We start from the raw sequence: 14,229 nt of genomic DNA, 5'->3' as shown, positions 1-14,229 counted from the left end.
TAAACAGAGTAGATGATAACAAAAAATCAGGCAAATAGATGAGTACAGCTCTTGGCGTTGCCATTTCTGCTGTTCGTGCAGCTAAAGCTCAGTTGGATGCAGTGTCACATAACTTAGCAAATCAGAGTACAGCCGGATATAAGGCTGTTGACGTGCAGACTTTGGATTCTTTTTATACGAACGTACAAAAAAGTGCTATTCATAAGGCAGATAATGGACATGTACCATCATCTGTGTATGTAGGTCATGGATCTGAAATTGCATCCTCCACTAGAAATTTAGAAGAAGGATCGCACAAAGCAACAAACATTCCGTCTGATTTTTTAATTTCAGGAAATGGATACTTCAATGTTGCATTACCAGGAGGAAATGTTGGGTATACGCGTAATGGATCTTTCTCTTTGGATAATGAAGGATATTTAATTACCAAATCAGGAGCCAAGGTACTAGGACAAGATGGAGAAATAATGATAGGTAGCCAGAATTTATCAAAACTGGAAGTATCAGAAGATGGAACTATCTTCGTCAAGGTAAATGGCGAAAAGCAGGTCTTAAACAAGTTTGCCATATCTAGATTCGTTAACGAAAATGGTATGCAACCAGAGAAAAACGGCATATTTTTAGAAACTGAAACTTCTGGTGCAGCGGTGGCTGCTGTTCCAGGAGAAATGGGAGAATGTAAAATTTTTAACAATAGGTTTGAAAATTCTAACGTAGACCTCTCAGATACAATTAACAGTTTCATGGACATTCAACTTCTCTATGAATGGGCTTTAAGAGTAGTAGAATATGTAAATAAAATGGAGAAAAAGTCTAACGAGATACTTTCTGATAGGTAGTTGATAGATGTTATTGAGCATCAATTTGCTATATACCAGAAAAATGATCCATTTTATAAAAGTTATTCTTTTTTGCAATCTATTTCTACAAGTAGGAATAGCATCTGCTAGCAATTCCATCACCAAAAATATTCAGCACAAAATCACTGAATTAATAGATGACAGTGTAACTGGAAAGGCGATAGTAAAATTTGATAAACCTGATCTATTAGACGAAATAGAAAAATTTAGCCAAGAAATAGAGACGATATCTCTTTCTTATATTGATAAAAGAAACAGCACCTTTGAAGTACTCATAAAAACAAAAGAAAAGGATACAATAAGCGTTTGTGGCACGTATCAAAAATCAGTTAGTCTACCAACACTAAGATTCAGTGTACCGGCTGGTCATATAATACAAGCACAAGATTTAAAAAGAATTTTTGTGCCTCATTCACATACATTATTTCAAAAATTCGTTAAGCATGAAAATGATGTGATAGGTATGCAAACAAGTAAAAACATTCAATCTGGAGTACCAATATCCAAACTTTGCGTAACTAATCCTATACTCATAAAGGCCGGAGATCAGGTAAGTATTGTATATGCCAAAAATTCAGTTCATATAAAAACTTTAGGCAAAGCGCTTGCTTCTGGTGCTTTAAACGATATGGTCAAGGTGCAAAATATATCCAGTAAAAAAATCATAATAGCGAAAGTGATAAATTCTGACACTGTTCTTATTAACTAAGTTTTTACTTTCCACAAAAGAATTTATTTTCTATCATAAGTAAGTTAATTGCTGGGTTTTTGTTATTGAAAACACTGTCTAGACAAAAAAGAATCCAAAGAAATTGTATGTACATAAAGAAAAATGTATACCTGGTGTTGTTGCTATTACTGTCAGGTTGCTCATCAAAAAATAGCAACAATACTATTAATTTTAGTAAAATGAACTTAGAAAATATAGTCTCTGATGATAAAAAAGAAGGAGATGTAAGAAGTAAAAAAAACACAGCTAGCTTAAACTCTTTATGGCATGGTAAATGCAGAAATTTCTTGCAAGATACTAGCAACGTAAGTGTGGGTAGCGTTATTAAAGTTGTAGTAAAATTCGATGAGAGCGCAAAATTAGAAAGCTCAACTGATAAACAAAAAAAGACAGAGTTACAAGATCCACTCCTCAATATTTTCGGAGGATTATTAGATGGTGTTCAAGCTTTTAAAGGTTCTAATGTTGGTGGAGCTTTTAAAAATATTACTAACAAACGCTCTTATCAAGGAGGAGGAAAAGTAAAAAGAATGGAGTCAGTAAAATTTTCTATTGCATCGGTTGTGAGAAAAATTTTGCCAAATGGACTACTGTTAATAGAAGGCTCGCAAGAAGTGCGTATAAATTATGAAATCAGAAGACTTTATGTTACAGGTCTTGTAAAACCATCCGACATATCCGCAGATGGAACTGTGGAATCTGATAAAATAGCAGAAGCTAGAATTTCATATGGAGGAAGAGGATTTATAGATGAAGTGCAACACTAAACATGTGAACTGCAGCAAGAAATACGCATTTTGACTTTCCTGTTGCATCATGCGCTCTACAAGTGTAGAATCCGGTGGTGTATTGGTTTTAACCTTATTTTTAGAGTTTTAGTATAAAATATCATGCGAAACGAAAGTAAATTGTTGTTATTAGATTTGGTTATTAGGCCTTTAGCCTTGATTACCCTTTTTTCTTCTTGTTTTTTTTCTGCATCTGCAGCGGAAAATTTGTGTTTCAAGGATAATGTTTCTAGTTCTTCTTCTACAAAATTAACAATGGGAGGAGAATTTGATGTATTTTCTGGGTTTAACAATAAAGGAAAATTGATGAGAGAAAGTTTTGATTTTACATTCTCTCCTAATGTTAAATTAGAAATATCAAACCCAGATCAAGAATGTTCTCTTGGGGGATACATGGAGTTTTTCAAATCAATGAAAGGACTTCCTTTAGTTGGGTATGCTTTTTTCAATGTAGGTAATTTTGAAATTAGAGCTGGATGTCCAAAATCTGCTTCTGCCTTGTTGGTAAAAAAAGCAAATGTACTTTTTTCAGGTAACAGTGGAGAGTTAGTAGGAACATCTAAGATTTATCCTTCCTCTCATCAATATTTGTTGGATGGATTATTAAAACCAAGTGGTTCTGATTTTGTTTCTCCTAAAGTATACTTATCATACAAGAGAAAGGGTGTAACATTGGCTGCATCTTACGCTCCTGAGGTAAATTGCAGTAAAGTTAGAAGTACATTAGTGGTATGTAATAAAGATGGTAAACTACTCGCATCTGGTAAGTTGTTCAAAGCATCAAGAGATGTTTTATCTGCTGATGGAGTACTTTCTTTTGCTCAATCTATTACCTCTAAATCAAAAGAGGGGCATTCGTTTACAGCCGCTTTTGGTCAAGATTACGCAAAAGTAAGAACGATAGATTACTCTAAACTAAAAGTGGATAATAAAAAGGAAGTAGAAAATAGGTTTAACTATTTGCCACTAATAGAAAAAAATATTTTTTCATTGTGTGTGAGTGGATCTGCTACAATAAACGATCTAACTCTCAGAGCTACTCTTTCTCATATACATGATCCTGATAAAGATTACTCTGATTTATCAAATAATGTATTGTCTTGTGCTGCTTTGCTAAAGTGCGGTGAATCTGATATTGGAATAAAAGGTTTGATGTCTAAAGCTGTGTGGAACCCGGATTATTACTCTGAAGAGGTGACAAAGTTTAAGTCTGTCGCGCTTTATTTAGGTCATCGTATTCATGAAAATGTTACTTTATACGGTGAACTACAAGGTTATGCTACTAGTAATGGACAAAGCGATAATAGTAGTAAGAGAGGATGGGCGTTAACATTTGGTACTACGATGAGCATCTAGATCTTGTGATAGAGATAAAGAAATAGTTAGAGGGAGGAGGTTATTTACTCTTCCCTCTTTTTTTTGTACCATTTTCGTATTGTGTAAATCTTTATAAAAAAAGTGATATGACAGAGATATTGGCTAGTACAAGGAATGTTTTAGGTACTGGTTCGTCTAGAGCATCTAGGAAAGCAGGATTCATACCGGCTGTAGGATATGGAGGAAAAAGAGTTGAAACATTTCACGTAGAAGTGGATAGAAAAAGTATAGAAGCCCTTTACGCAAAGGGTGCTTTGTTCAACACAAAAATCTCACTCAAGATAGATGAAGTAGATCCAGTACATGTGGTAGTAAAAGATGTAGCATTACACCCTGTACAAGACAGCATTACACATGTAGATTTTTATGTTCTAAAAAACGAGGGTAATTGTGTTAAAGTACCGGTCCGTTTTGTTGGAACTGCAAAATGTGTAGGTTTAAAAAGGGCTGGGTTTTTACATGTTGCTACTAGGTATCTTACTGTAAATTGTAATGTAGATAACATACCTACAAGCATAGATATAGATATTTCTGACACTCAAATAGGAGATGTAATAAAGGCATCCAATATATCTCTACCTAACGGATGTGATATTGCACCATCTTCAAGAAATAAGGTAATAGCTTCTATTTTAGGAAAAGGCTAACGGCACTAGAGTAAGACTTACAATCATCACAACAAGATCTCTACAGTTTGTCTAACTCCATCCAAATGTAGAAAATACTGTACCATTAAGGCAGCAGTTGATGCCGTGCCTTACAGCAGGGACTACATTGTCTGGAAGGCTGTTAATGTCAAAAAATTTCAATTCTTTGCATTTGTTAGGTTCCATATTACGTATCTCATTCTGCCATTTGTTTGCTAACATAAAATAGTCTATAGCTTCGACGCCATTTTCTATCCTATGCATAACACAAGAAATTTTTAAATCGCTTACATCAATAACAATACCAGCTTCTTCCTGTGCTTCTCTTACCATAGCATCTGTAACTTTCTCTCCTCCATCCACATGACCAGCTACAAGACCATATAATCCATCACCATATCCTGTATTACATCTTAAGTGGAGTAATACACTGTCACCTTTCATAAGTAGCAAATATACAGCTACTCTCATTTTAAATCTTTGTTTCATAACACACACAAAACTCTCAAAATTATATTTTTATTTCATACATATGTACTTTCCAAATACAGCATAAAGTAATTCAATACTTTCTCAAGCATGAGGTTCTTTCGGCTTAAAGCAGATTTATCTCTATTATTACTTAGGTCATGTTCTATTTTAAGATTCATTTCATCTGATTTTCTAAGATAATCAGAAGCAAAATGCAGACTACTAAACGATACTTTCTGCATATTTTGTTTGTTATAGTTAGATATGGCAAATGCAATTTGAGATATTTCATTGTCGACAGATTTGGCCCCCAGATTATCTAATACTTGCCTTTGTTTCAAATCTTCTCCTATAACTGTTGGAACAGAAGCATGCAAAGATGTATCAATATTAGGGAAGATTTCTGCTAAATTATTTTTAACATCACACGTATGATTTTTTACGTTTAGATAATCTAGAGTAACGTATTCTGTAGGAGAAAAAATAGTATTATAAATGTCATGAGGTGATCTCAAAGAGCCTAACTTTCCTATATAAATTATTTCTTTTACCTTTAAATCACATAGTTTTTTTGTGATCTTAGCACTTATATCACCCCAAAAACTATATTTCACCCCCAAAAAGATTAATTTTTGTCCTGATGGTAAAATATAATGATCTGAGACGTAATACTCACTTTCTTTTTTACTAACATTAACAAAATTTGCAAAATTCTGTTTTAAGTATGCTATTGCCTCTTTAACAAAACCTAATACAACTATAGAATCCGGTTCAACAAATGTAGATAAATTGGTCCATTTAGTTATGTACTCTTCAACATAAGAGCAATTATATACTGAGAGCAATCTCTCCTCTCCATTAAGATGCAGACAGTGCCTTATTATACCAGAATAATGTTGTAAATAATCATTTCCAGGTGTAACTTTAACCAGCATAGTTACCCTGCCCTCCTTTTTAACAAAGGAAAATTGAGGACGGACGTAATTGAGTTGCTTTGCGCTAGTAGGCGTAAAATCCACAACTTCATAATCATGATACTCATAACCAGGTACTACAAAAGAAGTAGATGGATATATTCCATACACTTCAATCGGAATCTTATTTCCTAAGGCATACTCAATGCTTTTTCTAGGAATTTTACCCCAGGCCCATTTATGCAAATTGCTCCCCATTGTATGAGATTTATCACAAGAGACAGGAAAATTAAGCTGTAAAGGTTTATATTTAATCATATGTTAATATTTTCGTTGCTTTTTAGTGAAATTATGATAGGTTTATAATTAATAAAAGTAAATTATTTACTTGCTAAAAATATGATTTTATTAGATATCGCAAAATTCAAATTAATTGCTTTTACTTGCCTATGTGCAATGTTTTGTACAATAAGTGAAGCTAAAAATGAAAATGCAACCTTAGTACTATTAGTAGGATTACCAGGATCTGGAAAAGGTACAATAGGACAACTTTATGAAAAACATGGATGGAAGCATTTCTCTTTAGGAGATGAGCTAAGAGAAGCATTAAAAAATCAAAATCCGATCGCGCTAAAATATGAAAGACAGATAAAAGATGGAGCATTTCTTCCAGATCACGTGATCAATGATCTTATTTGGAGCAAAATACTTCATCAAGATAATCTGCAACATAAAATCATTCTAGATGGATATCCAAGAAACGTATCACAAGCCGAACTATTTTTAAAAAAGCTAGATGAAACAGGAATGTACAACAAAACAAAGGTATTGTTCTTTGACGTTGGAATAATGAAGAGTATAGATAGAATTTGTACAAGAAGAGTGTGTACGAATTGCAAAAAAATCGATACATCAAACGTAAAGATATGTAAAAATTGCTTTACACCTCTTAGCACAAGAGAGAGTGATAGTATGAATAAAATTACTACCAGATTTGGTAATTTTATTCATAACACCTTGCCATCTTTTTTCTTACTCAAAGATAAATGCAAACATGTCTATATAATTGACGCAAATGCAAAAACTAAAAAAGTATACTTTCAAATTCGCAAACTACTAAAATAAAAATTATGTGTAACATTTTCAATTGCTTATTCTTTGAATTAAAAGAAAATCTCATATTAAAAAAAACTGATAATTTTTTGGTTATCTCTGATCCGTATCCTATAACGGACGAACACATTATGATTATCTCTAAAAAACATTATGGCTGCATAGGAGAACTAGATAAACAACAACTACATGAGCTGAGTGAAATATTTAAAGATCTTAAGTCAGAGTACTTAAACCGTCACGATGACTTTGTGTTTTATGAACATGGGCGAGCAGGTACATGTGGTATAAAAATGGCTAACCAAGAATGCCATCATTTACACTTACATATCTTACCTATAGCCTCATATGTAACTTTAAATATTAACAAAGATTTAAACAGAAATAGTGCCACTTTAGATGCGATACCTGATCTATATAACTCTCATGGACAATATCTATTATTAGGAAGAGCTAGTCAGTGCAACTTTATGCCTGTATACAATACTCAAATACCTTCGCACTATCTAAGAAGCGTAATATGTCATGCAATAGGTAGTCCTGAAAAATCTAATTGGCAAACAATAGCTGAACATCAAAACCTTATGCAAGATTCAAATCAACATATTCGCTACAGAGCGTGACAATATACCTAGATCATGCGAGTACAAGCATGCCAAAACCTGATATTGCCTTACATGCAATACAATCCCTAAACGAACAATGTGTGGGTAATCCTTACAGGTCTATTACTCATTTAAGCCAGAATAACTCATTCATAGAAGAAGCAAGACAAAAAATATCATCTTTCTTGGGAATCAAGAATTACAAAAAATTATCTTTCACTTTTAACGCTACTCACTCAATTAATATAGTAATTCAAGGAGCTTTGAAAAAAGGAGATCATGTTATTTTTTCTTGCATAGAACATAACGCAGTTATACGCACAATCAGATACCTAGCAGACAAAGGAGAAATCCAATACTCTACTATCAACTCTAAAGATGATGGAAAATTTAATCTAGATGATATAACTGCCGCAATACAAAAAAATACTAAACTTATAGTATGGAATCATGCATCTAACGTTACAGGCACAATAAGTCCAATACATGATATTGCAAAGATAGCACAACAAAATAATATACTACTACTAGTAGATTGTGCACAAACAGCAGGAATTTTAGATGTAGGTGTAGTAAGTAAAAATGCAGACTTTACAGCCTATACTTGTCATAAAAGCCTCTTGTCTTTTCCTGGACTTGGACTCTTATATGTCAAAAATGAAAAAACATTAAAACCTCTTTTACATGGAGGAGGAGGATTTAATTCAGGTTTTCCGATACATCCAAGTACATCACCTCTAAAATTCGAAGCAGGTACTCTAAATTATTTTGCAATAGCAGCGCTAAATAAAACTACAGAATATTTATCACAAGAAAGACAAAATCTATTTATTCACCATACAGAATTAAATCAATTGCTTCGTAAAGAATTGCGTAATATAGATGAAGTGCAATTATACGGAACTGATAATAATACAGTACCTATAACAAGTTTTAATATAAAAGGAGTTGAATCTCAGTTTGTTTCCTCTTCTCTATACCAAAACCACAAGATAGTAACTCGTCCAGGGCTTCATTGTGCCCCTCTAATTCACAAAGTTATAGGCACCAATCCTGTAGGATGTGTAAGAGTGAGCATAGGATATAAAAATACGGAAAAGGAAATTGAGACGTTGATAAAATCTATAAAAGAAATTATTAGAAAAATTGTCTAAATTTTTTACTAATACGCTTACCAAAACGTAACTTTTCATTTACGATGGTCTATAATTTAACTTAAGGGTAACAGCAATGATAGATATTATCACTATGCCGAAAATAAAGTGTGCAACTGTGGAACATATTGGGGATTTTAGTCTAATAGGCGAAGCTTTTGACAAAATGAAAAAGTTAGGAGATAAGGCAAAGTTGTTAAATATGAATTGTAAAATTTTCGGATTCTATACTTCAAGGCCTTGCGATATGCCAGTTTCTCAGCTTCGATCTATGGCAGGTTTTTCTATAGAAGAAAACGTTAGTTTGGAAGGTAGTGATCTGGAACCGTATGTATTCGAAGGAGGTAAATACGCTACTGTATTACACAAAGGACCGTACGACACCCTAAGAAAAACATACGAAAAACTTTTTGGAGAGTTATTGCCTGCAAGCAAATTAAAACTAACCTCAAAGCATTCTTTTGAAGAGTACCTAAATAATCCACATGTTACCGAACCATCACAGTTACTGACAAAAATAGGGATTTCTGTGGAATAGAATCCACTTTTGCGAAGTTAAAGGATGTATTCTTGGAATTACAATACAAGAATACTTTCTTCCCTATCATTTGAAGATAAAATTAGAAAAACATGTGCGAATCGAAGAAACATATATGCACATCCAAAAGGCGTATACAACGATCATACAAAACAATGAGATAACATCCATCCAGCGCAGAAGATATGTATTCATATGCAAAAAGTATCCAAAAGTAACACCAGTATATGTTATAGGCAGTTAACAAAAAATTACGACTCAGAAGAAAAAAATACAGAAAGTAGTACTACCAAATCTAGAAATATAATCAATTTTCATTTCTGTAAATGTCTTAACAACACGCTTATTAAACATCTTGCATTAGGTGTTAAGCGTAAAATGTCTGTGTACTATATCATTTAGGTGAAGGGAAAAAATTATCCAAAAACTTGAAAAAACTTTTCAACTGAAAAAGACTTTTGCACACAAATTCTAATATCCTTGTATCAAAAAATAATTTGTTTAAAATATACAACTTTTAGTTGTTTGTTGAGGTAAAACCTCATAGCCTCAAGAAAAAAATCCTACAACAAATTTATACAACAAATTATTATGCCAAAAGAAATAACATGGACTATCCATACTCCATATAATCAAAGTAAAACTATTAAAGAGAAATTGTATGCAGCTGATCAAGGCGGAATATGCTGGGGATTGTGTAAAATAGTCGAGATGTTTTACCTTGATAACATTAATAAACACGCTGGTACAAAAAGGGAATTAATTAAACTTGCAGTACAATTTCTCAAAAAAGGCGGAAGTGGGGCTTCCAATGCAGAAATAGCAGCTAATACAATTTTTGAACTATGCGAACAAGAGGATAAATCTTTATCTGAATTTAAACGTCTGGATACAATAATTCAAAAATCTGCAACATACATCAACCCCACTATACAAACAATAGAAACAATGGAAGGAATAGCAACGTTAGGTGTTACAGTATACAAACCAGTAGTAGTGGTAGTAGAAGAATCTACATGGTTCTTTACAAAACGACAAAAAGAAGAACTGAGATGGAAATCCGTAGGATTGCATGCAATAACCATATTAATAGATTCAGAGGAAGTGATAATGTTCGATCCAAATATAGGATATCTTTCTACTCCAAAAGTTATTAAAACAACAAAATTAACAGACTATGTTAACGCTTTTTCGGAACAACACTACAAACCAAACTATAAAATTGAATTTTTTGACCTATTTTGTTCAAAACAATCAGCAAAGGCTTATCGAAAGAAACACAAAGTTATAAATAGCATGATGCATGCACTACAATGCGAATTTTTCAAAGACAAAAAACTCACAGACAACAGCAAAATAGACTAATACAATAGAACTATAAAACAGAACCAACACACACAAGATATACTAACAAACGTGTACGTTATTAAGTGAATAAGTGAAGGTAGTAGTTTTTGCTTCTTTAGGTAATCCAGCCGCAGGTTCCCCTACAGCTACCTTGTTACGACTTAGCCCCAGTCGCTAATTCTACTGTTGTTGGCTGCCTCTTGCGTTAGCTCACCAGCTTAAAGTAAAATTAACTCCCATGGCTTGACGGGCAGTGTGTACAAGGCCCGAGAACGTATTCACCGCGGCATGCTGATCCGCGATTACTAGCGATTCCGACTTCATGCACTCGAGTTGCAGAGTGCAATCCGAACTGAGATACTCTTTTGGGATTTGCTCAACGTCGCCGTTTTGCATCCTTCTGTAAGCACCATTGTAGCACGCGTGTAGCCCAACCCATAAGGGCCATGATGACTTGACCTCATCCCCACCTTCCTCTCGCTTGTTGCGAGCAGTTTCCTTATAGTCCCCGACATAACTCGCTGGCAAATAAGGATAGGGGTTGCGCTCGTTACGGGACTTAACCCAACATCTCACGACACGAGCTGACGACAGCCATGCAACACCTGTGCAAAATCCGGCCGAACCGAGAAAGATGTCTCCATCAATCGTAATAATGCACTTCAAGGGTTGGTAAGGTTTTTCGCGTAGCATCGAATTAAACCGCATGCTCCACCGCTTGTGCGGGCCCCCGTCAATTCCTTTAAATTTCGGTCTTGCGACTATACTATCCAGGCGGAGTGCTTAACGCGTTAGCTACGGGACTAAAGAACGAATTCTTCAACCCCTAGCACTCATCGTTTACAGCGTGGACTACCAGGGTATCTAATCCTGTTTGCTCCCCACGCTTTCGTGTCTCAGCGTCAGTGACAGCCCAGGTAACCGCTTTCGCCATCGGTGTTCCTCCTAATATCTAAGGATTCTACCCCTACACTAGGAATTCCGTTACCCCATACTGTACTCTAGCCTGGCAGTTTTAAAAGCCATTCCGAAGTTGAGCCTCGGGATTTCACTTCTAACTTACCAAACCGCCTACACACCCTTTACGCCCAATAATTCCGAACAACGCTAGCCCCCCCCGTATTACCGCGGCTGCTGGCACGGAGTTAGCCGGGACTTATTACAACAGGTACAGTCATCATCTTCCCTGTTAAAAGGGCTTTACAACCAAAAGGCCTTCATCACCCACGCGGTATTGCTGGGTCAGGCTTGCGCCCATTGCCCAATATTCCCCACTACTGCCTTCCGTAGAAGTCTGGGCCGTGTCTCAGTCCCAGTGTGGCTGATCATCCTCTCAGACCAGCTATAGATCGCAGGCTTGGTGAGCCATTACCTCACCAACTACCTAGTCTAGCGCGGGCTCATCTATCAGCGATAAATCTTTCCTCCTTAGAGTAATATAGGGTATTAGCTCCTGTTTCCAGAAGTTATTCCCCACTGATAGGCAGATTCCCACGTGTTACGCACCCGTTCGCCACTAACTTAGTAAACCCGAAAGCCTACCAAATCCGTTCGACTTGAAATATGTGTAAAGCATACCGCCAGCGTTCGTTCTGAGCCAGGATCAAGCTCTAAAGTTCAACTGACATTTTTTTTATATAAAACAAATTGACGCAGATATTTAAATACCTTACGTACTACTACCTTCACTTATTCACTTAAAAAACAACTCCCTAGTCTCTTAAAATACATCATTGTAAAAAACTGGGTAAAAGGATTATCTAGGAACTCAAAACATAAGTCAACTCCGATACAGTACTAAATAGTAAAATATTTCATTGAATATCATTAATTATGTTAAATCAGAGCTTTAAGCTGAAAAACATATGGATAAAACATAAGTTTTCCTTACAGAATAAGCGATAAAGTAATTTAAGGTTAAATGAGGTGTTTTTTTATTGACTTAGGGTAGAATATTCAATAGTTTAGGTACGCAAAAATCAAAGACAAGCAAAAGTGTCTTCATTATGCATTACGTAGCACATGTGCTCACAAAAAGATAATACTAATATTATAAAACTATGGATCAAGAACAATTAAAACAGCTATTTTTAAAAACATTTTTTCAGCATAGCAAACACCCCTTATGTATAAGATACGATATTTCATATGACGAAGGAACAATAAGGAGTTGTATAAACAAAAACGCAGTACAAGAAAGATTTAATGATACGACAGCAAAGCAAATTTGCAACGAGACTCAAGACTCAGATAAATCAAAAGTAAAATGGATGATCAAAATATGGAATAAAATAATACCAGAGTCACGTATAATACAGAAATTTGTAGAAGAGGGCTTTATAGAAAGAGTTTATAAAACTAAAATAGGAAAAGGTCGAAAACATGAAAAAATACCAGTATTACAAGTCAATACTAATTTCAAAGACCTATCTATGCGCAACGACGATATTTTGTTGCAATTGGTATTACGGGTAAAAGCTTTTATAAGAAAAGATTTAAATACATCTAAAAATTTGGCTTTATCAGATACACAGGTAAGGGCTATGCTAAAGTTTTTCAGTAGACATAATAATGAAGCAAGGGTGTTAATAACACGAGCATTAAGCCTGTATAACATTTCCTGTCATTATTCTGACTATGTTGAAGAAGCTAGAGTAATAGTAGATAAAAATTCACGTAAAGTGTGTGAAATTTATTCAGAAATGTCAGAACTATTATCACAAAAAACACAATCTAGAGAAGCTAAAGATGCATCTATGAAAGCAGGATTAGCGTATCTTTCTATTATATTAAAAGCATATTTAACAAAAAATCTGGGAGATAAATTTGCTCAAGATGAAGCATGTATAACATTAGCATGCGATAAAGATGTGCCACACAAACTATTCTACACTTCAAACGCAAAACACGATGGACGTGATAAAAATAATACTGATAGACAAAATGTACTTAATCAATTTGCTATCACAATTTCTGATATTGTATACAAAAAGCAGTTGTTTCAAGTCGCTGACAAACTAGGTATTCCACAAGACGTATCAGACATAGGTACAGAAAAAGCTTTCTTCTGTTTTATAGATGCCTTTTCCGAGGTATTTATAACCCCAACAAAATTTGGAAAAACACAATTCTTTGAGCCAAAATTTTCTCACAACAGACAAAAAATTTCTATACAAGCACTATCTCCCCCAGCAAGTAAAGGTGTAGTGCATTGTGAAATGGCCATGATATATCATATAGGCTTATTACCAGGATCGCACAACACACTAGGTGTAAACCCTAATAACTTCATAATGGGAATAGAAAAGCCCTGCTGCCCTCGTTGCTCTGGAGTGTTCTGCGGGTTAAAACTACACGATAGATTCGCTTTAGGTTCGCATTCTATTAATATTGGAACAACTTTCAACTATGGAAAAGATCCGCAACTGGGTGATACAATGGAAATTAAAAATATAGAATCCAAACGTAAATGGTGTTTACCTTCAGGAACCTTCGTAGATGAAAGAATACTTGGACAAAAGGCTTTCCAAAGCTTAAAGGAATATGTTGACTCAAGAGTAGATCGAAGTGAAGATCCAAGAACTCCTACAGAATATACAAACACAGAAGATCTGTTAAAGCACCTATCACATGAGATAATCAACTTAGAACCTGCACCACTTGAGTAAGTAGCAATATTTCTCAA

The 14,229-nt window shown here is 34.6% G+C and carries 13 protein-coding genes and 1 rRNA gene; 11 read left to right on the top strand and 3 right to left on the bottom strand.

Going from position 1 to position 14,229, the window contains the following annotated elements; genetic code table 11:
* The first annotated feature begins 38 nt into the window (after positions 1–38).
* The 5 genes from FZC37_RS01815 (at position 39) to FZC37_RS01795 (ending at position 4,402) form a co-directional block, all read left to right on the top strand.
* Entirely contained in the window at positions 39–839 is an 801-nt protein-coding gene (locus FZC37_RS01815; protein ID WP_148952025.1) for a flagellar hook-basal body protein, read from the top strand.
* Positions 840–882: 43 nt separating this feature from the next.
* A complete protein-coding gene (gene flgA, locus FZC37_RS01810; protein ID WP_172619335.1) occupies positions 883–1,569 on the top strand; it encodes a flagellar basal body P-ring formation chaperone FlgA in 687 nt (228 codons plus the stop codon).
* A 107-nt stretch (positions 1,570–1,676) separates the two neighbouring features.
* Positions 1,677–2,357 carry a flagellar basal body L-ring protein FlgH gene (locus tag FZC37_RS01805; protein WP_148952023.1) on the top strand — a complete coding sequence of 227 codons (681 nt, stop codon included), beginning with the start codon at positions 1,677–1,679 and terminating at the stop codon, positions 2,355–2,357.
* A 123-nt stretch (positions 2,358–2,480) separates the two neighbouring features.
* Positions 2,481–3,734: a hypothetical protein gene (locus tag FZC37_RS01800; protein WP_148952022.1), complete on the top strand. Its 1,254-nt coding sequence runs from the start codon at positions 2,481–2,483 to the stop codon at positions 3,732–3,734.
* Positions 3,735–3,841: 107 nt separating this feature from the next.
* Complete coding sequence (locus FZC37_RS01795; RefSeq protein WP_148952021.1) at positions 3,842–4,402, top strand: 50S ribosomal protein L25/general stress protein Ctc; 561 nt, start codon at positions 3,842–3,844, stop codon at positions 4,400–4,402.
* Between the two features lie 51 nt (positions 4,403–4,453).
* Here the strand turns inward: FZC37_RS01795 and FZC37_RS01790 are convergent, their stop codons facing one another.
* Entirely contained in the window at positions 4,454–4,891 is a 438-nt protein-coding gene (locus FZC37_RS01790) for an NUDIX hydrolase (protein WP_148952020.1), read from the bottom strand.
* Positions 4,892–4,926: 35 nt separating this feature from the next.
* Positions 4,927–6,105 (bottom strand): hypothetical protein, encoded by a 1,179-nt coding sequence (locus tag FZC37_RS01785; protein ID WP_148952019.1) that lies wholly within the window; start codon positions 6,103–6,105, stop codon positions 4,927–4,929.
* Positions 6,106–6,186: 81 nt separating this feature from the next.
* Between FZC37_RS01785 and FZC37_RS01780 the strand changes: the two genes are divergently transcribed.
* The 5 genes from FZC37_RS01780 to FZC37_RS01760 all read left to right on the top strand — a co-directional run bounded on the left by FZC37_RS01780 (position 6,187) and on the right by FZC37_RS01760 (position 10,562).
* Positions 6,187–6,912 (top strand): nucleoside monophosphate kinase, encoded by a 726-nt coding sequence (locus FZC37_RS01780; protein WP_148952018.1) that lies wholly within the window; start codon positions 6,187–6,189, stop codon positions 6,910–6,912.
* Positions 6,913–6,917: 5 nt separating this feature from the next.
* Entirely contained in the window at positions 6,918–7,523 is a 606-nt protein-coding gene (locus tag FZC37_RS01775) for an HIT family protein (RefSeq protein ID WP_148952017.1), read from the top strand.
* On the top strand, positions 7,520–8,659 hold the full coding sequence (locus tag FZC37_RS01770) for an aminotransferase class V-fold PLP-dependent enzyme (protein WP_281286386.1): 1,140 nt from the start codon (positions 7,520–7,522) through the stop codon (positions 8,657–8,659). Before FZC37_RS01775 ends, FZC37_RS01770 begins: the two co-directional genes overlap by 4 nt.
* 76 nt (positions 8,660–8,735) lie before the next feature.
* On the top strand, positions 8,736–9,197 hold the full coding sequence (locus tag FZC37_RS01765) for an AraC family transcriptional regulator (protein WP_148952015.1): 462 nt from the start codon (positions 8,736–8,738) through the stop codon (positions 9,195–9,197).
* Positions 9,198–9,788: 591 nt separating this feature from the next.
* Complete coding sequence (locus tag FZC37_RS01760) at positions 9,789–10,562, top strand: hypothetical protein (protein WP_148952014.1); 774 nt, start codon at positions 9,789–9,791, stop codon at positions 10,560–10,562.
* A 94-nt stretch (positions 10,563–10,656) separates the two neighbouring features.
* Here FZC37_RS01760 and FZC37_RS01755 read toward each other — a convergent pair.
* Positions 10,657–12,163, bottom strand: a 16S ribosomal RNA gene (locus FZC37_RS01755).
* A 441-nt stretch (positions 12,164–12,604) separates the two neighbouring features.
* On the opposite strand from FZC37_RS01755, the gene FZC37_RS01750 reads away from it, so the two are divergent.
* On the top strand, positions 12,605–14,212 hold the full coding sequence (locus FZC37_RS01750; protein ID WP_148952013.1) for a hypothetical protein: 1,608 nt from the start codon (positions 12,605–12,607) through the stop codon (positions 14,210–14,212).
* Positions 14,213–14,229: the final 17 nt, after the last annotated feature.

It is taken from the genome of Candidatus Sneabacter namystus (genome assembly GCF_008189685.1).
GTDB classification, from domain to species: Bacteria; Pseudomonadota; Alphaproteobacteria; order Rickettsiales; family Rickettsiaceae; genus Sneabacter; species Sneabacter namystus.
This window is presented reverse-complemented; position numbering and strand designations above follow the sequence as displayed.